Raw genomic sequence first — 21575 nt, 5'->3', positions numbered from 1 at the left:
GCCAACGCCCGCGAAACTAATATTTCCGCAGGAGGCTCACGAGCCTGCCCTGAATGCGCACGCGATCGGGACCAAAGATGCGCGTCTCATAGGCGGGGTTGGCGGCCTCTAACGCGATCGAGGCGCCGCGTTTGCGCAGGCGCTTCAGCGTCGCTTCCTCGTCGTCGATCAGCGCCACGACGATGTCGCCGGTGTCGGCGCTGTCCTGCTTGCGGATGACGACCGTATCGCCGTCGAGGATTCCGGCTTCGATCATCGAATCGCCGCGCACTTCGAGCGCGAAGTGCTCGCCGCTCGTGAGGAGGTCGGGCGGCAGGCTGATGGTGTGGCTGCGATTCTGGATGGCGGAGATCGGCGTGCCGGCGGCGATGCGTCCCATGACCGGAATGGCGACCTGATGGTCGCCTTCGTCCGCGAAACGTTCGCTGAGCGGCCGGACGCGCCCGAGATTCCCCTCGATGACGGATGGCGAGAACTTGCCGCTACGCCCGCCGGCGGCCCGCGGCGTGGACGATTCGGGTAGACGCAGAACTTCGAGCGCGCGGGCGCGATTGGGCAGGCGGCGGATGAAGCCGCGTTCCTCGAGCGCGAGAATCAGTCGATGAATCCCCGACTTCGACCGCAGGTCGAGCGCGTCCTTCATCTCGTCGAAGGACGGCGGCACGCCCGACTCCTTCAGACGTTCATGAATGAAGCGCAAGAGATCGTTTTGTTTTTTGGTCAGCATCGCCGCACCGCCCCGCAAGCCGAATCGTTGATTTTGGCTGAGCCGCAGCTTCTGGCTCGATAACCTAAACAAATCATGAACAGAACGATATCGGTTCTTACTGCGTTCCGCAAGTCATATGTTCACGCTTTGGTTAAACCATCATCGCGGGACGAACTATGTTCGCCTCGCGTGTCCCGTGCTAGACGGGCCGACCCAAAACCAAGGAATTCGCGTCGCTCATGTCTCAGGTCGTCACCCGCTTCGCTCCGTCGCCCACCGGCTTTCTGCATATCGGCGGAGCGCGCACGGCGCTGTTCAACTGGCTTTACGCCAAGAAGCACGGCGGCCGGATGATGCTGCGTATCGAAGACACCGACCGCGAGCGCTCCACGCAAGCGGCGATCGAGGCGATCATCGATGGCCTGCAGTGGCTCGGCCTCGAATGGGATGGCGATATTGTCTACCAATCCTCGCGCGCGGCGCGCCATGCCGAAGCCGCCGAAGAGCTGCTGGCGCAGGGACACGCCTATCGCTGCTACGCCACGGCGCAGGAGCTCGAGGAGATGCGCGAGAAGGCTAAGGCGGAAAAGCGTCCCTGGCGCTACGACGGCCGCTGGCGCGATCGCGACCCCTCCGAGGCGCCCGCCGGCGCGCCCTATGTGGTGCGGATCAAGGCGCCCCAGGACGGCGAGACGATCGTCGATGACGCCGTGCAGGGACGCGTCGTCTTCCAGAACAAGGATCTCGACGATTTCATTCTGCTGCGCTCGGACGGCGCGCCAACCTACATGCTCGCGGTCGTCGTCGACGATCATGACATGGGCGTCACGCAGATCATTCGCGGCGACGATCATCTCACCAATGCGGCGCGACAGACGCACATCTATCAAGCGATGGGTTGGACAGTCCCGGCCTTCGCGCATATTCCGCTGATTCACGGACCGGACGGCGCCAAGCTTTCGAAGCGCCACGGCGCGCTCGGCGTCGACGCCTACCGCGCGATGGGCTACCTGCCGGCCGCGCTGCGCAACTATCTCGTTCGATTGGGGTGGTCGCAGGGCGACAAGGAGTTCTTCACGACGCCGGAGATGGTCGAGTCGTTCGATCTCGCGCAGGTGCATCGCTCGCCGGCGCGTTTCGATTTCGCCAAGCTCGAAAATATGAACGGCCATTATCTGCGCGATAGCGATGATGACGAGCTGTTGGACTTGCTCGTCGCGACGCTTCCCTATCTCGAAGGCGGCGCCGCGATCGCGCAAGCGCTCGACGAGCGAACGCGCGCGCAACTGCGCGCCGCCTTGCCGGGACTGAAGGCGCGCGCGAAGACCTTGAACGAACTTCTCGACGGCGCGGGCTTTCTCTTCGCGCAGCGTCCGCTGTCGCTCGACGCAAAGGCGGCGCAGCTGCTTTCGGTGGAAGCGCGCGCGCGGCTTGCGACGCTTGTCGAGAAACTTGCAGCTCTGCCGGACTGGACGGCCGCAACCACGGAAGCGGCCGTGCGCGATCTCGCGACAGCGCTTGGCGTCAAACTGGGCGATCTCGCACAGCCTTTGCGCGCGGCGCTCACCGGCCGCGCGACGTCGCCCGGCATATTCGACGTGCTGGAAATTTTGGGGCGCGAGGAAAGTCTTGCGAGAATTTCCGATCAGGCAGGCGTCGTGTAACCCTTCGCATCGCGGCGGCGTTGGGCCCGTAAAAAATCGCTGACGCGATTTTCGGCGCCGCGCCGTTTTCCGCGCCATTGCGGGACATGTCATCTCTACGCGCGAAACGCGTGGCGCGCTTGACAGCCTTTGCGGTTGATATAGCTTTTTGCGCCGCACAACAAACCGAATGCAATGCATCGGCGTGCGCGTGAAAGCGACGACATCGCGAATGTGACGCAATTCATGCATAGCGTTCGCGCGCGTCGCGCCGCGATCCGGCTCGTTGCGAGCGCGGGGCGGTTGAGAGGGGAGCGGGTATGCCGGAGAAGAATGCTGTCTTCACAGTCGGCGACGGATCGGTCGATTTGCCGATCAAGGACGGCACGCTGGGGCCGTCCGTTGCGGACATCCGCAATCTCTATGCCGAAACCGGCATGTTCACCTTCGATCCTGGATTCACCGCGACCGCGTCATGCGAATCGAAGATCACATTTATCGACGGCGAAGCCGGCGTTCTGCTCTATCGCGGCTATCCGATCGAACAGCTCGCCGAGCATGGCGACTTTCTCGAAACCTGCTACCTGCTGCTCTATGGAGAATTGCCGTCCGCCGCTGAGAAGGCGAATTTCGACTATCGGATCACGCGCCACACAATGGTGCATGAGCAGATGGCGCGGTTCTTCCAGGGGTTCCGCCGCGACGCGCATCCGATGGCGGTGATGGTCGCCTCCGTGGGCGCGCTCTCGGCCTTCTATCACGACTCGACGAACATCGCCGATCCCACCCAGCGCATGGTGGCCTCGACGCGCATGATCGCGAAGATCCCGACGCTCGCGGCGATGGCCTATAAATATTCGATCGGCCAGCCGTTCGTTTATCCAAAGAACGATCTCGACTACACGTCGAACTTCCTGCGCATGTGCTTCGCGGTTCCCTGCGAGGAATATAAAGTCAATCCCGTGCTGTCGCGCGCGCTCGACCGGATCTTCATCCTGCACGCCGATCACGAACAGAACGCGTCGACCTCGACCGTTCGACTGTCTGGCTCGTCGGGGGCGAATCCTTTTGCCTGCATCGCGGCGGGCATCGCCTCGCTGTGGGGGCCGGCGCATGGCGGCGCCAATGAAGCGGTGCTCAAAATGCTCGCCGAAATCGGCACGCCGGACCGCATTCCGCAGTTCATCGCGCGCGCCAAGGACAAGAACGATCCGTTCCGCCTCATGGGCTTCGGCCACCGCGTTTATAAGAACTATGACCCGCGCGCCAAGATCATGCAGCGCACGACGCGCGAAGTGTTGAACGAACTCGGCGTCAAGGACGATCTGCTCGACGTCGCGCTGGAACTCGAGCGCATCGCGCTGCACGATGATTATTTCATCGAGAAACAACTCTATCCCAATATCGACTTTTATTCTGGCATCACGCTCAAGGCGATGAATTTCCCGACGGCGATGTTTACCGTGTTGTTCGCGGTCGCGCGCACCGTCGGCTGGATCGCCCAGTGGAAGGAGATGATCGAGGATCAGGGTTCGCGCATCGGTCGTCCGCGCCAGCTCTATACGGGCGAGAAGCAGCGCGACTACGTGCCGATGTCGAAGCGGTGATGACGCGCGTCGTGCCGCGGGCGCCAGCATAATCTTCATTCCAATCTGGCGCGGAATCGTTCTGGCCAGCCTTCACCTCGGTTTGCAGCGCGACATGTTGTCACCAGCGTCTCTTGAAGGGACGCGACGTGATGCTATAGGTCGGCGGACCCGGAGCGCCCTTGTCGCAATTATCCGATCTGCTGTTCGAAACGCGCATCGCCACCGAGAGCGTCGCCGACTTTCTCGCGGGCGGGCGCCTGCGGCTTGGCGTCACCGGCCTGTCGCGCGCCGGCAAGACCGTCTTCATCACCGCGCTCGTGCACCATTTGACGCGGGCGATAGCGGCGCGCCCGGAAAAGGGCGGCGAGAGCAAGACTCAGCTCCCGGTGTTTCGCGCGCTCGCCGAAGGCCGCATTACCTCGGCGCATCTCGATCCGCAGCCAGATTACAGCGTTCCGCGCTTCGCGTATGAGGAGCATCTCGCGGCGCTCACCGGGCTCGACCGGCATTGGCCGCAATCGACGCGGCGCATCTCCGAACTGCGGGTGACGCTGGAATATCGCTCGAAGGGCTGGTCGCTGCGCAAAGGCTTCGGCCAGGGCCCAACGCGACTCGACATCGACATCGTCGATTATCCCGGCGAATGGCTGCTCGATCTGCCGCTCCTTGGCAAATCCTATGCGCAATGGTCTCACGAGACGCTCGACGCCGCGAGCGCCTCCGCGCGGGCGATGATCGCAAGCGAGTGGCGGGGCCTGACCGCGCAGACGGACGTCAAAGCGCGCTACGACGAAGAAACCGCGCAGAAGCTGGCGCAGGCCTTCACCCAATATCTGCGTCTGGCGCGCTCCGAGCGTTTCGCGCTCTCGAGCCTGCCGCCGGGACGGTTTCTGATGCCGGGCGATCTCGAAGGGTCGCCGGCGCTGACATTCGCGCCGCTTCCCGTGTCGGAGAGCGAGGAGTTGCCCTATCGCAGCCTTGGGCGCGAAATGGAGCGACGATACGAGGCCTACAAGTCGCAGGTCGTGCGGCCGTTCTTTCGGGATCATTTCGCGCGGCTCGATCGGCAGATCGTGCTCGTCGACGCGCTTGCGGCGCTCAATTCCGGCCCTGAGGCGGTGCGCGACCTGGAGACGGCGCTGACCGGCGTGCTTACGGCGTTTCGCACCGGCCGCGCCAATCTGTTCTCCACGATCTTTCGCCCGAAGATCGACCGCATTCTCTTCGCGGCGACAAAGGCCGACCATCTGCATCACACGAGCCATGACCGGCTCGAAGCGATCCTGCGTCACCTGACCGCCCGCGCCATCGAGCGCGCTGAGGGGGTAGGCGCCTCGATCGACGTGATCGCGCTCGCCGCCGTGCGCGCCACCCGCGAAGCGATGGTGCGGCATGAGGGCGAAAAGCTTTCGGCCATTGTCGGCACGCCGGTCGCGGGGGAGCGCATAGGCCACGAGACTTTCGACGGCGTGGCGGAAGGCGCCATTTTCCCCGGCGAGTTGCCGGCGGATCCGCGCGACGTGTTTAAAGGCGAGGCGCTGGCCGTTTCCGATGAAGAGGCCGACTTCCGCTTTCTCAAATTCAGGCCGCCGGCCGTGATGCTGGGCGCCGACCAGAAGCCGCTGCCATTGCCGCATATCAGGCTTGATCGAGCGATGGAGTTTCTTTTCGGCGACCGATTGAGCTGACGGCGCTGTCGGCGGCGAAGTCCGCGCTACCTATGCAAGGCAAAGCCATTCGACATCTGAATTGAGGGAGCTTCATATGGAAGGTCATGTCTATAAGGTCGTCGAACTCGTCGGCTCCTCCCCGGACAGCGTCGAGGACGCCGTGGCCGCAGCGCTCAAGCGCGCCGGCGAAACCTTGCGTAACTTGCGTTGGTTCGAAGTCGCTCAGATTCGCGGCAACATCAATAAGGGCGCGGTGAGCGATTATCAGGTGGTGCTGAAGGTCGGCTTCACGCTCGACCGCGAAGACGAGAGCGTGGGATAAAGCGGAAGCCGCTGAGGGCTTCCGCTTCGTCGTCGTTAGGACGAAAATCGACCGGCCGTTTCAGGGCTTCCGGTTTGCGCGGCGTTCGACCAGAAGCGTGCGCCTGCGCTGAACATTTGTTGTGCGTCGGAGACCAGGCGGCGCGTGTCCTCCGTCGTCATCTCGATATGTTTGCTCGTCCAATCCTGTAGAACCGTCGTAGTCTCCGATAGGGAGCGCGCGGCCGTGAGCTTTGAGGCCAGTTCCGCCGTCAACGCCGCTTCCTGCTGCATGCGCTCCATCAAGACGCGGTTGGCGTCCTGCAGACAGTCCCAGATCTCGGTGCGCGCTTCGGTGAAATCTTCCAGCCGCCGCCGGCCTTCCGCTGCAACCTCGGCCGCCGCTTCGGCGGGTTGCGCGCTTTCGTTGCGCCGCTCTTCCTGCTGGGTCATGTCGCGTCTCTCCCTTTTCGCTTGAAACGCCAGCGCCCCCGGGGAGCACTATATAAGGCCATCGTCGGGAATGTCTGTGACGATCGCTCTGCGCGCATTGCCGCAGCTTGACGGTTGCGTCCGACCCCCGACGGCTCGACAAAGCGCCGCCTTTCAGCTATGGACCGGGCCTCAACTAGAACAGCGTTCCGAAACGCTCGTCGGCCCCCTACGGCTAAGACGAAACGGCAGGAGTTTTCGTTATGAACATTATCGAGCAGCTCGAGGCGGAACATGCCGCCAAGCTTATCGAGGGCAAAAAAATCCCCGAGTTTCGGCCGGGGGATACGGTGATCGTCAACGTCAAGGTGAAGGAAGGCGAGCGCGCGCGCATTCAGGCTTATGAAGGCGTCGTCATCTCCCGCCAGGGCGGCGGGCTGAACGAGAGCTTCACCGTCCGCAAGATTTCCTATGGCGAGGGCGTCGAGCGCGTCTTCCCGATCCATGGGCCGCTGATCGACTCGATCAAGCTCGTCCGCCGCGGCAAGGTGCGCCGCGCCAAGCTCTATTATCTGCGCGATCGCCGCGGCAAGTCCGCCCGCATCGCCGAGCGCATCGACACCAAGCCGAAGGCGGCCGCAGGTAAATAACGACAGTTTTCGGAGAATGCCGCCGTCCGCAGCCGCCCGGTTTCGGGCGGCTCTTTTTTAGGTCTCGAGCGGCGCGTTAAGGATCCAGCGGTGGCCGAACGGGTCGCGCAAGGAGGCGTAGCGCGTCCCCCAGAAAGAATTGGTTGGGGCCGTCTCGACCTTGCCGCCGAGCTTGGTGGCGCGCGCGCAAATGTCGTCGACCTCCTGCGCCTTGTCGTATTCGAGGCTGATGGAGACGGTCACGTGCTCGCCGGGCATGGGCACGCGGGTCTGGCCAAATTCGGGAAAGATGTCGGCGAGCATCACCGAGCCGCCGTTGATCAGCAGTTCGCAGTGGGCGATGCGCAGCCCGTCGACCGACGGCATGAGGGCCCGCTGCTGGGCGCCGAAGGCGCCGGTGTAAAAAGCGATGGCTGCGGCGGCGGGGCTGACGGTCAGATAGGGCGCGACCCTCGGACGTGGCTGTTTCATCAAATTTCCTCCGCCGGGGCGCACAGCGGATCGCCCCAGTCTTTTTTCCTGATCTTTTCGTAGCGCGCCTTGTCGCGCTTGGGAATGAATGTCTCTTCGAATGCTTTATCCGCGCAGAGCTTTAGGGAAATACCCGCCTTGCTCACGCGGGGCGGGGCGATGACGCGCGCCCATGGCGGCGTCCCGCCGGACCGCCCCGCGACGAGATAGGCGAACTTCTCGTCCTCGAAGGGCGCGTCGGCGCCTTTGACCAATTTGTGCGCGCGTCGCCGTGGCAGCCGGACCGAGAAATGGCACCAGTCGTTCGCCGGCAAAGGGCAGGGCGCCTGGTGCGGACAGGGCGCGATAATGTTCGCGCCGAGCGCGATCAGCCGGCTGCGGACGACCATCAGCCGGGCATGGTCGCGAGGCGTCCCCGGCTCGACGAGGACAAGCGCGCCGCTCGTGCGCGACCAAAGCTGGTCGATGACGACGGTGAGGTCGGCTTCGGCGATTTCAGTAAGTGCGTAGCCGACGACGACGAGGTCGAACGGGGCGTCATCACCCGCCTGCGGCTTGGCGAAATCGGCCAAGCTCGCTTCGACCGCTGCAGCGACGCCGCTTTCCTGCATCAGACCAGTCGCAAGGTTCAGGAAGAGCGCGCTGCGGTCGATGAGCGCAATCTCGGCGATGCTGGGCCACACGGTCGCCGCGGCGTGGGAGCCAGCGCCAAGACCGCAGCCAACGTCGAGCGCGCGCTTGGGCGCAAATTGGGGGCGCTCCTCGTCGAGCCGTCCGAGCGTCCTCACGATGGCGGCGTAAGTCGCGGGCATGCGCGTCACCGCATAGGCCAAGGCGTCCGCCTCGTCGCGGATCGTTTCGATCGTCGGTTTTTGGGACCGATAGCGCTCCGACAGCTGGCGGGCTCTGTCGCGCAACGCGGTATGAGAGAGGCCGTCAAGCCTCGCCTCGATTGCCGCCGCAAGCGGCGCAGGAAGCTCCGGGGAGGGCAGACTCATCGCTTATGGACTCGGGGAGGGCCGCGCCGTGAACTCTCTTCCATGCAGCTTGCGTTACGGGTAGAACAGCCTCAATTCAAGGGAGACGATGAGAGTCGGCCAATTGCAGTCGGCCTCATGCTGATGAGGCCGGAGTGGTCTCGACGCACGAGGGCGTCGCCCGTGATTTCTTTGCCCTTCGAGATGCGGCCTGCGCCGCTCCTCAGGATGAGGAAATCAAACCAGCGAGCCGGATGCGAGAAGCCGGCAAGAGGAAGAGATAATGTCCAAAGCCGCGCCCCGCACCGTTTACGACAAGATCTGGGACGACCATGTGGTCGAGCGCCAGGATGACGGCGCGTGCCTGCTCTATATCGACCGCCATCTCGTGCATGAAGTGACGAGTCCGCAGGCCTTCGAAGGCTTGCGCATGATGGGCCGGTCGGTGCGCGCCCCGCAAAAGACGCTCGCCGTCGTCGATCATAATGTGCCGACGACCGATCGCTCGTTGCCGATTGAAGACTCCGAGAGCAAGGCGCAGGTGGAACAGCTTGCGCTCAACGCGCGCGAGTTTGGCGTCGAATATTACGACGAGCACGACCGGCGCCAAGGCGTGGTGCATATCGTCGGCCCCGAGCAAGGCTTCACTCTGCCCGGCATGACGATCGTCTGCGGCGACAGTCATACTTCGACTCACGGCGCTTTTGGCGCGCTCGCGCATGGCATCGGCACGTCGGAAGTCGAGCATGTGCTCGCAACCCAGACGCTGATCCAGAAGAAGGCGGCCAATATGCTGGTGCAGGTCGACGGCAAGCTCGCCGACGGCGCCACCGCGAAAGACATCATCCTCGCCATCATCGGCAAGATCGGCACGGCCGGCGGCACCGGTCACGTCATCGAATATGCAGGCGAGGCGATCCGCGACCTGTCGATGGAAGGCCGCATGACCGTCTGCAACATGTCGATCGAAGGCGGCGCCCGCGCTGGGCTCATCGCGCCGGATGAGAAGACGTTCGCTTATCTGAAGGACCGCCCAAAAGGTCCAAAGGGCGAAGCGTTCGACATGGCCCGCCAATATTGGGAGACGCTGTATACGGACGAGGGCGCGCATTTCGATAAGATCGTCAGGCTCGACGCGAGCAATCTGCCGCCGATTGTGACCTGGGGCACGTCGCCCGAAGACGTCGCGACGGTCGACGGATTCGTGCCCACGCCCGACAGCGCGAAGAGCCCGCAAAAGCGCGCCGCGATCGAACGCGCGCTCGACTATATGGGCCTCAAGGGCGGCGAACGCATCACCGACATCGAGATCGACCGCGTGTTCATAGGCTCCTGCACGAACGGCCGTATCGAAGATCTGCGCGCGGCGGCGAAGATGGTCGAGGGAAAGAGCGTCGCCGATCGCATCAACGCGATGGTTGTGCCGGGATCGGGCCTCGTCAAGGCGCAGGCGGAAGCGGAGGGTCTCGACAAGATATTCACCGCCGCCGGCTTCGAATGGCGGGAGCCCGGCTGCTCCATGTGCCTCGCGATGAATCCCGACCGTTTAGCGCCGGGCGAGCGCTGCGCGTCGACGTCCAATCGCAATTTCGAGGGGCGGCAGGGCTTCAAGGGCCGCACGCATCTCGTTTCGCCGGCGATGGCGGCGGCGGCGGCCATCGCTGGACGCCTGGTTGATGTTCGCGGCTGGAGATAAGCTGGCGACTCTAAAAGCAAACGGGATCAGTCCTCGTCCGGACCTGTCCCTTCTTCGTCCCAATCGGGATTGCGGCGCCACTCGTCGTCGCTCCACGGACGCGGATCGCGCCAGGAGGGAGCGCCGCGACCCCACCACTCGCCCTGGCGCTGCTGATCAGCGCGCTCGTCTATCTGGTTCTGCTGGCGATCGTCCGCCTTCTGCATCAGAACATGCGAGCTAGACGTCAGGCGCGCGGCGGCGGGCGCCGAAATTGCGGAACTCACGAATCCGGCTGCGCCAAGCGTAAGCGCCGCGATCAATAGCTTGTTCATGAGTATCTCCTCCCAACAATGATCCTTGCCTGAACATTGCATCCCAGCAGATTGTTCCTGCGCAGCCGCGCCGTTTCGCGCGCAAGGTGACTGACGATGACTCGACAGGAATGGAGCCGCATCAAAGCGCCGACGCTTGCCGATATCGAAGCGCTCGCCGACGCGGCCTACGCCGCTCTGCCGCAACGCTTCACGCGCCTGTGCGAGGGCCTCGTCATTCGCGTCGAGGATTTTCCTGACGATGAAACGCTCGACGACATGCAATGCGAAAGCGAGTTCGATCTACTGGGACTGTTTCGCGGGCGGGGCCTCACGCAGGGGGCGCATCTCTCCGAGACGGGCGAGCAGCCGAATATGATCTGGCTCTATCGACGACCGATACTCGACTATTGGGCGGATAGCGAAGACACACTCGAAGCGATCGTCACCCATGTGCTCGTGCATGAGATCGGCCATCATTTCGGATTGACCGACGACGATATGGAGGAGATTGAACGGCGCGCCGAATAGGATCTAGGCGGGTTCCGCGAGCAGCGTTCCGATGATGGCGCCGATCGCCAAGTCGTCCTCTTGTCCAAAGCCGTGATGACGGATGCGCCCGTCGCGACCGATCAGGATCGCTGTTGGCGTTCCGCGCATTTCATAGCGCGCCATGGTGACGGGAATCGGCCCGTTCTCTGAGGGCTGATCGACGCCGATGGGAAATGTCAGCCGATATTCATGGATGAAGGCTTCGAGCGACACGGGCGTCATCGCCGCGTGATGTTCGAACACGGTATGCAGGCCGATGACGGCGAGGTCGGAGTCGCGGAACAGCACATGCGCGCGCTGCGCTTGCGGCGTGCCATGCGCGACGCAACCGGGACACAGCATTTGGAATGCGTGCAGCAGGACCACGCGCCCGCGCAACGCCGCGAGCGTGATCGGCGCGGGCGTATTAAACCAGCGCCACACAGCAAGTTCCGGCGCCTGCACCTATGCCTCCCAAACACCCGCGGTCATTCCCGACGCGCGACGCGCGATCGGGAATCCAGAGCAAAGCCAGCGTTGTTGATTCAGCTCTGGATTCCCGGTCAGTCCTTCGACTGCCGGGAATGACACGCCCAGCGAATGGATCAATAGAAATTCATATCACAGGATCACATTCGTCGATCGTCGTCTTGACCCGTTTCATGTTGGCGTTCGAAAGCTTCCCTTTCAAACGGAATATTGCGGTAGGCGGCGTCGTGATTGCGCAAGCGCCAGAGGTTCAAAAGATAATCGCGAAGATAGATGAGATAGAAACGCGCGATCCCGTGCCGATCGATCTGCTCCTGATGAATGAGCTCATGCCGAAAGAGCATCGGTGAGACATCCGATTCGTCCCCTTTAAAGAGGATCGTGCGGCCAACCACCATCCCACGATAATTTCGCACGAATGGGAATCTGAAAACCCAATGACGATAGCGCACGCGTAGCGGCCGACGCGGCGAGGCTTTTTCCGGTGAAATTTGGCGCGATCGCATGAGCGCGCGCTCCTCAATTCGGGTCTCTCTCTCTCGGCTGACGAGTTGATGTCAGTCTCGTCCTTTCGGGTCAAGCGTTCGGCCTGGATGCGCTGAATCGCCCCGACGGCGCCGTCCGCGCTTTAGCTGGCATGTCGTGGATATTCCGCTTGCGCATTGCCGCGATTGCAGAGGCGCATAGATATTGGCTTTCAAGACGCCCGCCATGGGGTTCTCCACAGAGAGAGATCAGAGCGTTCCCCGATGAGTCCCACAAGCGTCCTAAGGGTCGCGCTGAGCAGCCTCGCGTTGTCGTTCTCTTGCTGCGTCTTTCCCGCAATCAGCCAAGAAAGGATCGTCAACGTTTTGGGTTGGGGCGACTACGTCGATCCCCGCGTGCTTACAGATTTCACCCGGACGACGGGCATCCGGGTGACATACGAAAGCTATAGTTCTGACGAGAACCTAGAAAAAACGCTTCAGCCTGGGAACCGCGCTTTTGACGTCGTCATCGTCTCGAGCGGTGTGCTGCGAAAGCAGATCGCCAGGGGCCTCTATCAGAAGCTCGACAAGAGCAAGCTTCCAAACGCCGTCAATCTTTGGCCGGAGATTATGGAGCGCCTTGCCACCTATGATCCCGGGAACGAACACGCCGTCAATTATGCCTGGTTTGCGATGGGGATCGCCTACGACGTCGTAAAGGTCAGGGAACTCATGGGCAAGGCTCCGCCGCTGGCGCATTCCTCGTTCGACTCATGGGGCTTACTGTTCAACCAAAAAAATTTAAAGAAACTTTCGACCTGCGGGGTGGGGATACTGGACAGTCCTGAGGATTTGTCTGCTGCGGCGCTGCAATATCTATGGTCCAACTGGCGACTTTCGCCGGGTTTGGATCGACGCACGGACGTCGGGCGCGCCGCCGAGCTTTTGACCGCCCTCCGGCGCGACGGCAAACGCCTTGTCTCGCGCGATTATGTCAACGCGCTGGTCAATGGCGACGTCTGCGTCGCGGTCGGCTATTCCCTGGATAGCCTGCGCGCCCGCCACACAGCCGGCATGGTGGAGGAATTCGTCGAGATCGACTTTTTCATCCCCCGGGAGGGCGCTCCTATTCGACTCGACAATCTCGTCATACCGGCGGACGCGCCACATGTCGAAGAAGCATATAAATTCATCGACTTCCTGCTGCAGCCTGAAATCGCCGCCCGCAATACGAATTTCATTGGCGTCGCCAATGGCGTCCTCGCCTCGAAATCCTTGGTCGATGGGAGCATCTCAAGAAACAAGTCGATATATCCGGACGCCGCCATGATGAAACGTCTGATCGCTCCTCAACTCGATGATGGCGCGCGCCCGGCCGAACAGACGATCAGTCGCGAAGGAACGCCGATCGGAAGGGGAGCCACGATGTGGGGAATGGGCCGGCGTGTCTCCAAGCCGGCCAAGTCATCTACCTTCTAAAAACCTGGGCGTCGGGCGCCTACTGGCCTCCGCTGACAGGCTTTTCAGCGCCCGCGGCGCTTGTCGAGAGACACATTGTTGGACGAAGCTTTTCGATCGTTACAATGGCCTTCTGCGACGCCTGCATTTTCTCGTTGAGATCGAAAATCTGTTGTCTTGTGGCGGCGACATCCTTCAAGTCAGCCTCAAGCGTGTCGTTCATCGACTTCAATATTTCCGCCGAGTGGGGCATATCGCCCAAATTCACCTGTTTCAGATTTTGCTCGACCTTCATGGCGCAGCCGATGCTCCGATCGTATTCGGCCCTCAAGTCTTTAAATCTCGCACCGAAAGTGCCCGCCTTTGTCAAATCCGCCGAAAGCGCGTCGGGTTTGATGCGACAGATCGCATCGACGCTGCTGACCGCTGGATATTTAGCCTCGATGATGTGTGCGAACTCGCTGTTGAGCTTTTTGGCTTCATCCAAGAGCGTATTAAGGCTGCAAACGAATTTCTCGCGCCCGCGATAGCAGCTGTCCAATTTGATCGCGCCCTTGGCGCCTGGCAATGTTAAGCTTGCCGTTCCATTCGAGTCCTTTTCGCAGGAGGCCAGCGCCGCCGCCAGAGCCCCGCTGCTGCTCGCGGATGTAGCGTCTTCGAGCGTTTCTTCCCTAGCGTTCTCCTCGAATTGACGGCGAACGCCGCGATGGCGAGAAGACTCACGGCGAGCGATCTGTTGCGGCTCATATCCCGCTTCCAAAGCCCAACTGGCGCTTGGCCCCGGTTCGGCGGACGGGGGGCCGATCAGCACAAGGAGAGCGGTACCCGCCACGAGCTGCGCCGCCGCCAGGGTTTTTCTGTTCAGAATGGCCATCATCGGGCCCTCACGTATTTTCAATGCCCGACGAACGCAGGCCAATACTGCAAACATCGTCTTGCTCCAGCAAATGGCAACTCATGGCGCTTGCACGAACCCATTGATCTTTCGTCAAAGGACTTGGTTCCCTGCCTCAAACAGTTCCTGCCGCCATGTTCCGAGGGACGACGCGCTGGGCGCGCTGAAAGTAGCCCGCGGGCGCGCATCGCTTGGGGAGGGCGCGACGCCACGACGCCGGCGGGCGCGCGCGATGAGAATGAGCAATCATCAGGCGGGGTAGGGCGGCCCTTCGGGAGAAGTAGCAGCGGAAAAATGGGTCGACGAGCGCGGGCCGGACGAGCGCAAGCCTCGCCGCAATTCAAAACGCATACATTTGATTGTGATGGCTCCCCGAGTAGGACTCGAACCTACGACCTAGCGATTAACAGTCGCGTGCTCTACCAGCTGAGCTATCGGGGAATGTGGTCCCGCGTATACAAGGCGGGCGGCGGTTTGCCAAGCCCGCCTCGGCGACTCCGTCGTGCATAAATGTCGGCGTCGCGGGATGTGCTCAAACCGGGCTGAGCGCGTCCGCCGGCGCAAAGGCCGCGAGCGCCGCGGCGACGTCGTCAGGCGAGGGCAGCCCCGCCTCATTGCCGAGATGCTGGATTTTGTGCGCCGACGCGGCGCGGGCGAATTCAAAGTGTTCGCGCCAGGGCGCGTCCGGCCGCTCGAGATAAGAGGCGCAATAGGCCCCGTGAAAGACGTCGCCAGCGCCCGACGTATCGACGATGATCTCGTGCGGCACGGCGAGCGAGGGCATCTGCGAAATCTCGCCCTCCTCATCGTACCACAACATGCCCTTTTCGCCGGTCGTCACCCCGCCGATCCGGCAGCCCTTGGATTTCAGCCAGCCGAGCATGTCGAGTTCCGACAAGGACATTTGCTCGCAAAGCTTTTCGGCCACCACCGCGACGTCGACGTAACCCGTCAGCTCCTCGATGCAGGGCCGCAGCGCGCCGCCGTCAAGCGAGACGAGAGCGCCGCGCGCCCGAGCCCCCTTCGCGTAATGGAGCGCGGCGTCTGCCATATGCCCGTCGAGATGGAGAAGTCGCGTTTCCGAAATGTCGAGGCGCGGAACGCCCTGCAGATACGTGTCGTCGCGCGCGCGCAAGATCGCCCGCTTGCCGTCATTGGGCCAGATGAACGACAGCGACGAGCGCGCCACCCGTCGCGGATGGACATCGATCCCGTAGGTATGGGCCATGTCCATGAACATGTGGCCGAGCCAGTCGGGCGCGAGCGTGGTCAAGAGATCGACGGGATGCCCGAGCTTGGCGCAGGCGAAGCCGGCGGTGACAGCGTTGCCGCCGAAACTCACCGCATAGTCGCGCGCTAACGCCTTTTGGTCGCCCAAGGGCATGCGCGGCGCGCGCATGGTGACGTCGATATAGGCATGGCCGATAAAGAGGGCGTCCAAGGCTGAAACTCCCAAGATGGCGCAGAGCGGTCGCCGCGGAATGACCCGCGGCAGCGTGACTCCCGCCTGCAACCAAGGCTGTGGCGTCAGACTGAAAAGCTGGTGCCGCAGCCGCAGGAGGCGACGGCGTTGGGATTATCGACGCGGAAGGACTGTCCCATCAGATCGTCGACAAAGTCGATTCTGGCGCCGACGAGAAAGCCAATGGACGCGGGGTCGATCGCGACCCGGGCGCCGGCGTGCTCAAGGAGCGCGTCCTCCGCGCCCGGGGCGGACTCCACGGCGAAATGATATTGGAAGCCGGAGCAACCGCCGCCCTCGACTGAAACGCGAAACACCGCGCCGGGCGACTCATTGGCGAGGATCGCGTGAATGCGCCGCGCCGCCTGATCGGTGAGCGCGATATCGCTTGCCGCCGTCGTCATCCGTTTCTCCGTCACTTTGCCTGCGCGGGCCGTCGCGAGTTACTGCGGGCGGAACGCCCGATAGAAAGAAACTCGCTCGAAATTTTAATTTCGGCATATCCCATTCCGCGCCAAGCCAAGCGGTTTGCGGGATATGCTCCCTGTTGCAAGATAGGTCCAAACCTGAGGCGTTTCAATGAAAGGCGCGCATATGGCGGTTCGTGGCCCTCTCGCGGCATACGCCAGCGACGCCGCGCGCTCGCGCGGCCGGCTCTATGCGGAGGCGCCATCGCCGACGCGTAGCGAATTCCAGCGCGATCGCGACCGAATCATCCACTGCACCGCCTTTCGCCGCCTCGCGCACAAGACGCAGGTCTTCGTGCCGCTCGACGGCGATCATTTTCGCACCCGCCTCACCCATACGATCGAGGTCGGGCAGATCGCCCGCGCGCTCGCCCGCGCGCTGCGCGTCGACGAGGATCTCGCGGAAGCCGTGGCGCTCGCCCATGACCTTGGCCATACGCCGTTCGGCCACGCCGGCGAGGGCGCGCTCGAGGCCTGCATGGCGCCCTATGGCGGGTTTGATCACAATGCTCAGGCGCTGCGCGTCGTGACGCTGCTGGAGCGCCGTTACGCGCGCTACGACGGTCTCGATCTGACCTGGGAGACGCTGGAGGGCCTCGTAAAGCACAATGGGCCGCTCTTGAAGCGCGATGCAGATCCCGATCCATCTTTCCCTCATCCTGAGGAGCGAGCGAAGCTCGCGTCTCGAAGGACGAGGGAAAGAAGCGATTCAGAATCGGACGGCTCCTCGTCCTTCGAGACGCGCCTTTCAGGCGCTCCTCAGGATGAGGAGCCGCCAATTGCTGGCGCGGCGAAAGGCCGTCCGCTGTCGCGCTACATCGCGGCGTTCGACGCGAGCTTTCCGCTCGATCTCTCGACATTCGCCAGCATCGAGGCGCAGGCCGCGGCGCAGGCCGACGATATCGCCTATATCGGCCATGACATCGACGACGGATTGCGCGCCGAACTGTTTTCGCTCGACGACATCGCGCGCACGCCCTTCATTGCCGGGGTGCTCGCGCGTGTCCGCGACGAACATCCCGGCCTCGAGCGTCAGCGCGTCATCCATGAGCTGGTGCGCCGCGTCATCACCGCCTTCGTCGAGGATTCGATCGACGAATCGCTGCGGCGTCTGGCGCGCATCTCGCCGGCGAGCGCCGATGAAGCGCGGCGGGCGGGCGAAGCCATCGTCCGTCTCTCGCCGCCGATGGCCGAAGCCGAGCGCGACATCAAGGCTTTCCTCTTCGCCAACATGTATCGGCACGAGAAGGTCTTGGGCGTCTGGGAGCGCGCGCGCGATGCGATTTCGCGGCTGTTTCCGGCGTTTTTTGAGAACCCGGAGCTGATGCCCCCGGAGTGGGCGGCGCAGGCCGTCGCGCTGGAGGACGCCGATCGTGCTGTGGTGGTCGCCGATTATATCGCCGGCATGACCGACCGCTATGCGCTGAATGAAGTTAAGCGGGTGTTTGGGGGGTGAGGGACCATGTCATTCCGAAGGGCCTGACCGGGAGTGAGCCGTTTCGGAAGCCCGGTTTTGCTCCAGATTCCCATCGCGCGCTTTCCGCACGTCGGGAATGAAATGGGAGCCGTTCAAACGGGTTTCATATCACTCCGAGCCACCGGCCACCTGTGGAATCGAGTCGGATAAGAAGGAGACGTCGCACGGTTCAAGTGCTTCGCACCACAGATACCGAACGTCTCCTGCGGGAAATAGTAGGTTGTTCCGGTCTCCAACGATGTCTACCCAATCCTCAGCAAGTCCTTTTTTTGTGGCCCATGCGGAGAGAGCAGCGTCCAGCTCGTGCTCTGTTTCGATATTCGACTCGGTGTAATATCCTCGACGTAAAAAGCACCGAATCGCCATTTCAACAGACTGCGAATCCTTTGGCTCGTATCGTTTGAACCGTGCGTGCAAAAGCACCTTGGGGTGAGCCTCGTTCAACACAAGCCCCGGCCATTTGTGGCGCAGCCTAAGGGCCAGCGCCATTCCACCAATTGCCATCGCTCCAAACAGACTGTTCGGCGACATGATGCTGTTCTGCGCTTCGGGATACCGAGCACGAAGTAGCTTATCGCATGGGCGCATGCCGCTCCTGCAGGTTGCCCAATGCAACAATGTGTCGATCCCTGCCGCCTTCGGCTGCTGCGTTCCACACTCGTCGACCGCCCACTTCATCGCATCGTCCACAGTGCTGACAGTGGAGGCTTTGACGCAGTTTCCGTCGACAATGGCGACCCCAAATTTGCCGTAGCCTCCAGGGTCAAAGCCGAGATAGATGCCTTCGCGATCTCCGCACATTATGCAGCCCCAGCCGTAGACAGATCACTTTACCAGCCAGCCTTCCGCAACGCTGCGGGGGCTTCGAGTCGCGTCTCTCAACACCCATCAATTTTAGGACGAATAAGCGCCGTGCGCTTCTTGAATTTTTCAACGCACCTTTCGGATTAGGCTGCGTGAAGGGTTTGAAACTTCTGGCCTTTTGCGGGTCGAAATTCATCCTCCAAATTGCGCCTCTATGCGTTGGTTTGAGCTGAATTGACCGACGAACGCGCGGTATGGACCTGATGGGAGGCCGTCGGCGAAGCGGCGGGGGCCTCGCTATAACTCCCCGGGACAGAAGGTGCGCGTGGCGCAGCAGTCTGCTAAACCGCCGCGCAACCCTTCCCGCTCTGGACCTCCATGAACATTTTCGACGACTTTCACGCTCGCATCGCCGCCATTCTCGATCGCATCGCGGCCGACGGCCGGCTGCCCAGTCTCGATCACGCGCGTTTCGTCGTCGAGCCGCCAAAGGACGCAACGCTGGGCGATCTCGCGTCGAACGCCGCCATGGTCTTCGCCAAGGAGGCGAAGCCGCATTTCGCCTCTCCGCGCGAACTGGCGGTGGCGATTTGCTTCGCGCTTGCTGAGACGGAGAACGTCGCGAGCGCGGAAGTCGCTGGACCGGGCTTCATCAATATCCGCCTCAAGCCGAAGATTTTCGCTGACGTTCTTCGCGCCGTGTTGCGCGATCCGCAGAATTTCGGCCGCGTCGTCAAGAGCCGGTCAAGCGCTCTGCAGGGCAAGGTCAATGTCGAATATGTCTCGGCCAATCCGACGGGGCCGATGCATGTCGGCCACGGACGGGGCGCCGTCTTCGGCGACGCGCTCGCAAATCTCTTGGCCTTTTCGGGCTGCGAGGTGACGCGCGAATATTACATCAATGACGCCGGCGCCCAGGTCGACGTCCTGGCGCGCTCCGTTTTTCTTCGCTACCGCGAAGCCCTGGGCGAGGCGATCACGATTCCCGAGGGGCTCTACCCGGGCGACTATCTGAAACCCGTCGGCGAGGCGCTCGCCAAAGCGCATGGCGCGGCGCTCGTTGGAAAGCCGGAGAGCGAGTGGCTGCCAGTCGTTCGCGCCGCCGCCATCGACGCGATGATGGAGATGATCCGCGGCGATCTTGCCGCCTTGAACATCACGCATGAGACGTTCTTTTCCGAGCGGGCCTTGCATGCAAAAAAGGACGGCGTCTCGTCGATCGACGCCGCCATCGACTGGCTTCGCGCCAAAGGCCTCGTCTATGAGGGCCGCTTACCCCCGCCAAAAGGGCAATTGCCCGACGACTGGGAGGATCGCGAGCAGACGCTGTTCAGATCGACGCTCTTTGGCGACGACGTCGACCGCGCCTTGAAGAAATCCGACGGTTCGCCGACCTACTTCGCGGCGGATATCGCCTATCATAAAGACAAGATCGATCGCGGATTCGACACGCTTGTCGACGTCTGGGGCGCCGATCACGGCGGCTATGTCAAGCGCATGACGGCGGCGGTCGCCGCGCTCTCGGACAAGCGCGTGACGCTCGACGTCAAGCTTTGCCAGCTCGTCAAGCTGATGCGCGCCGGCGAACCGGTCAAAATGTCGAAGCGGGCCGGGGACTTCGTCACATTGCGAGAGGTCGTCGACGAGGTCGGCGTCGACGCCGTGCGATTCATGATGCTCTATCGCAAGAATGACGCGCCGCTCGATTTCGACCTTGCCAAGGTCATCGAGCAATCGAAGGACAATCCCGTCTTTTACGTCCAATACGCCCATGCGCGGGGGAAGTCGGCGCTGCGCCAGGCGCTCGCCGCTTTTCCCGATATTGACCTCTCGGCCGTAAGCTTGGCCGAGGCGGATTTGGCCCTTTTGGCGGACGAGGGCGAACTTGTTTTGGCCAGGATGATCGCTCAGTATCCCCGGGTCATCGAGGCGGCGGCGGCGGCGCATGAGCCGCACCGGGTGGCCTTTTATCTGCACGAACTGTCGAGCGTGTTCCATTCGCACTGGAATCGCGGCAAAGATCAGCCGCAATTACGGTTTGTTAAGTCTGACGAGAGAGAGTTAACCATCGCTCGGGTTGCGTTGGTTAGCTCTTTAACGATCGTCCTGGGGTCAGGCTTGAGGCTGCTCGGCGTGAGCGCCCCCGACGAAATGCGCTAATCGACGCCTTGAGCGGCCACGGCCAGGCGTAGGACGCGCTTATCAATTTGCTTCGCGCCCCCCAGGAATCAACGAGCGAGGTGCATCATGCGCGAGACATCCGTTAGAGGCCCGGCGATCGATCTCGGCGAATTCGAGCGGCGGCTGCGTGGGTCGGAACGGGCCCCACGAGCCGACGATCCGCTCAGCGAACTCGCCCGGCTGGTCCATCGCGAGGACCGCGCGGCCACGGATCCTTACAGCCAAATTCTCGCGGCGCGCGACGCTCGCGTTCAAGCCGCTGAACTGCGGGGATCCTATGACGCCGCGCCGCCAGTGGCGGCCGAACCGCCATATTATCCAGAGCCGTCGATGGAGCAGCTTTTGGAGCCTGCCTATCCGGTTGATCCCGACTATCGCGATTTGCCGCCGGGCTATAGCCCGCAGCAAGGGGCCGGATACGAGTCCGGCTACCAGGAAGCCGAGGCCGGCTGGAGCGATGATTCGCAGTATCTCGATTATGGCCAGAGCGATGAATATTATGAGGATTCCCAAGGTTGGCGGTCCTGGTTCCGGCCGTGGCACGCCGTCGTCGCGATTTCGCTCGTCGCCGTTCTGAGCATCGGCTTCGCTTTCTGGCATCGCAGCGGCTCCAATGGCTCACGCGAGATCGCAACCATCGTCGCGCCGGAAGGACCGGTGAAGGTCAAGCCAAGCGTTGAGGCCGAAACCACGCCAGACGCCAGCGCAGCTGTTGTTCTAGACCGCAGGGAGCAGGCGCCGGTTCAGAAGGTCGTCACTCATCAGGAACAGGCGGTGGATCCTTCGGTCGCGCCGAATACGGCGCAGCTCGGCGACGGGCCGGTCAATTTGCCGCATGAGCCGGCTCCGGCCGCTGCCGCGCCAAAGAGGGTGAAAACCGTCACTGTGCGGCCGGACGGCAGCCGGGTTGAAGA

General features: G+C 62.4%; 21 protein-coding genes, 1 tRNA gene and 1 pseudogene. 11 read left to right on the top strand and 12 right to left on the bottom strand.

Annotation, left to right across the window (positions count from 1 at the left end):
* Window positions 1-16 precede the first annotated feature (16 nt).
* Entirely contained in the window at window positions 17-727 is a 711-nt protein-coding gene (gene lexA / locus NEI07_RS16950; protein WP_256036192.1) for a transcriptional repressor LexA, read from the bottom strand.
* A 221-nt stretch (window positions 728-948) separates the two neighbouring features.
* On the opposite strand from lexA, the gene gltX reads away from it, so the two are divergent.
* From gltX to NEI07_RS16930, 4 genes are all read left to right on the top strand, one after another.
* A complete protein-coding gene (gene gltX, locus NEI07_RS16945) occupies window positions 949-2373 on the top strand; it encodes a glutamate--tRNA ligase (RefSeq protein WP_256036190.1) in 1425 nt (474 codons plus the stop codon).
* A 299-nt stretch (window positions 2374-2672) separates the two neighbouring features.
* Window positions 2673-3959, top strand: coding sequence for a citrate synthase (locus NEI07_RS16940; protein ID WP_256036187.1), 1287 nt, complete (start codon window positions 2673-2675; stop codon window positions 3957-3959).
* Between the two features lie 161 nt (window positions 3960-4120).
* A complete protein-coding gene (locus tag NEI07_RS16935; protein WP_256036185.1) occupies window positions 4121-5629 on the top strand; it encodes a YcjX family GTP-binding protein in 1509 nt (502 codons plus the stop codon).
* 76 nt (window positions 5630-5705) lie between these two features.
* On the top strand, window positions 5706-5933 hold the full coding sequence (locus NEI07_RS16930; RefSeq protein ID WP_256036183.1) for a dodecin: 228 nt from the start codon (window positions 5706-5708) through the stop codon (window positions 5931-5933).
* Between the two features lie 35 nt (window positions 5934-5968).
* Here NEI07_RS16930 and NEI07_RS16925 read toward each other — a convergent pair whose 3' ends face one another.
* Entirely contained in the window at window positions 5969-6364 is a 396-nt protein-coding gene (locus NEI07_RS16925; RefSeq protein WP_256036182.1) for a hypothetical protein, read from the bottom strand.
* A 242-nt stretch (window positions 6365-6606) separates the two neighbouring features.
* On the opposite strand from NEI07_RS16925, the gene rplS reads away from it, so the two are divergent.
* Window positions 6607-6993 carry a 50S ribosomal protein L19 gene (gene rplS, locus NEI07_RS16920; RefSeq protein ID WP_014889526.1) on the top strand — a complete coding sequence of 129 codons (387 nt, stop codon included), beginning with the start codon at window positions 6607-6609 and terminating at the stop codon, window positions 6991-6993.
* A gap of 57 nt (window positions 6994-7050) precedes the next feature.
* Here rplS and NEI07_RS16915 read toward each other — a convergent pair whose 3' ends face one another.
* The gene (locus NEI07_RS16915) at window positions 7051-7464 is read right to left on the bottom strand and encodes a VOC family protein (protein ID WP_123176318.1); all 414 of its coding nucleotides are present in this window, start codon (window positions 7462-7464) and stop codon (window positions 7051-7053) included.
* Complete coding sequence (locus NEI07_RS16910; protein ID WP_256036178.1) at window positions 7464-8462, bottom strand: small ribosomal subunit Rsm22 family protein; 999 nt, start codon at window positions 8460-8462, stop codon at window positions 7464-7466. Before NEI07_RS16910 ends, NEI07_RS16915 begins: the two co-directional genes overlap by 1 nt.
* A 262-nt stretch (window positions 8463-8724) precedes the next feature.
* On the opposite strand from NEI07_RS16910, the gene leuC reads away from it, so the two are divergent.
* Window positions 8725-10137 (top strand): 3-isopropylmalate dehydratase large subunit, encoded by a 1413-nt coding sequence (leuC, locus tag NEI07_RS16905; protein ID WP_256036176.1) that lies wholly within the window; start codon window positions 8725-8727, stop codon window positions 10135-10137.
* Window positions 10138-10163: 26 nt separating this feature from the next.
* Here the strand turns inward: leuC and NEI07_RS16900 are convergent, their stop codons facing one another.
* Window positions 10164-10451 carry a hypothetical protein gene (locus tag NEI07_RS16900; protein ID WP_256036174.1) on the bottom strand — a complete coding sequence of 96 codons (288 nt, stop codon included), beginning with the start codon at window positions 10449-10451 and terminating at the stop codon, window positions 10164-10166.
* A gap of 96 nt (window positions 10452-10547) precedes the next feature.
* Between NEI07_RS16900 and NEI07_RS16895 the strand changes: the two genes are divergently transcribed.
* Window positions 10548-10961 carry a metallopeptidase family protein gene (locus NEI07_RS16895; RefSeq protein WP_256036172.1) on the top strand — a complete coding sequence of 138 codons (414 nt, stop codon included), beginning with the start codon at window positions 10548-10550 and terminating at the stop codon, window positions 10959-10961.
* A 3-nt stretch (window positions 10962-10964) separates the two neighbouring features.
* Here NEI07_RS16895 and NEI07_RS16890 read toward each other — a convergent pair whose 3' ends face one another.
* Both NEI07_RS16890 and NEI07_RS16885 read right to left on the bottom strand, forming a co-directional pair.
* Window positions 10965-11426: a peroxiredoxin family protein gene (locus NEI07_RS16890; RefSeq protein WP_256036170.1), complete on the bottom strand. Its 462-nt coding sequence runs from the start codon at window positions 11424-11426 to the stop codon at window positions 10965-10967.
* Window positions 11427-11590: 164 nt separating this feature from the next.
* On the bottom strand, window positions 11591-11794 hold the full coding sequence (locus NEI07_RS16885; protein ID WP_256036167.1) for a hypothetical protein: 204 nt from the start codon (window positions 11792-11794) through the stop codon (window positions 11591-11593).
* A gap of 405 nt (window positions 11795-12199) precedes the next feature.
* Here NEI07_RS16885 and NEI07_RS16880 point away from each other — a divergent pair, with 405 nt between their 5' ends.
* Window positions 12200-13396: an extracellular solute-binding protein gene (locus tag NEI07_RS16880; protein ID WP_256036166.1), complete on the top strand. Its 1197-nt coding sequence runs from the start codon at window positions 12200-12202 to the stop codon at window positions 13394-13396.
* A gap of 19 nt (window positions 13397-13415) precedes the next feature.
* On the opposite strand, the gene NEI07_RS16875 is transcribed toward NEI07_RS16880, so the two are convergent.
* The 4 genes from NEI07_RS16875 to NEI07_RS16860 form a co-directional block, all read right to left on the bottom strand.
* Window positions 13416-14249, bottom strand: coding sequence for a hypothetical protein (locus NEI07_RS16875; protein WP_256036165.1), 834 nt, complete (start codon window positions 14247-14249; stop codon window positions 13416-13418).
* A 386-nt stretch (window positions 14250-14635) separates the two neighbouring features.
* A tRNA-Asn gene (locus NEI07_RS16870) sits at window positions 14636-14711 on the bottom strand.
* A gap of 91 nt (window positions 14712-14802) precedes the next feature.
* On the bottom strand, window positions 14803-15711 hold the full coding sequence (locus NEI07_RS16865) for a sugar kinase (RefSeq protein ID WP_256036163.1): 909 nt from the start codon (window positions 15709-15711) through the stop codon (window positions 14803-14805).
* A gap of 86 nt (window positions 15712-15797) precedes the next feature.
* Complete coding sequence (locus tag NEI07_RS16860; RefSeq protein ID WP_256036162.1) at window positions 15798-16136, bottom strand: HesB/IscA family protein; 339 nt, start codon at window positions 16134-16136, stop codon at window positions 15798-15800.
* A 190-nt stretch (window positions 16137-16326) separates the two neighbouring features.
* On the opposite strand from NEI07_RS16860, the gene dgt reads away from it, so the two are divergent.
* The gene (gene dgt, locus NEI07_RS16855; RefSeq protein ID WP_256036236.1) at window positions 16327-17655 is read left to right on the top strand and encodes a dGTP triphosphohydrolase; all 1329 of its coding nucleotides are present in this window, start codon (window positions 16327-16329) and stop codon (window positions 17653-17655) included.
* Window positions 17656-17784: 129 nt separating this feature from the next.
* Here dgt and NEI07_RS16850 read toward each other — a convergent pair whose 3' ends face one another.
* The gene (locus tag NEI07_RS16850) at window positions 17785-18477 is read right to left on the bottom strand and encodes a DUF429 domain-containing protein (RefSeq protein ID WP_256036160.1); all 693 of its coding nucleotides are present in this window, start codon (window positions 18475-18477) and stop codon (window positions 17785-17787) included.
* Window positions 18478-18858: 381 nt separating this feature from the next.
* Here NEI07_RS16850 and argS point away from each other — a divergent pair, with 381 nt between their 5' ends.
* The gene (argS, locus tag NEI07_RS16845) at window positions 18859-20640 is read left to right on the top strand and encodes an arginine--tRNA ligase (protein ID WP_256036158.1); all 1782 of its coding nucleotides are present in this window, start codon (window positions 18859-18861) and stop codon (window positions 20638-20640) included.
* 87 nt (window positions 20641-20727) lie between these two features.
* Window positions 20728-21575: pseudogene (locus NEI07_RS16840) on the top strand (SPOR domain-containing protein); the annotation flags it as partial.

It is taken from the genome of Methylocystis suflitae, from assembly GCF_024448135.1.
Taxonomy (GTDB): domain Bacteria; phylum Pseudomonadota; class Alphaproteobacteria; order Rhizobiales; family Beijerinckiaceae; genus Methylocystis; species Methylocystis suflitae.
The sequence above is the reverse complement of the archived record's forward strand: the minus strand, read 5'-3'. Positions and strand labels throughout refer to the sequence as shown.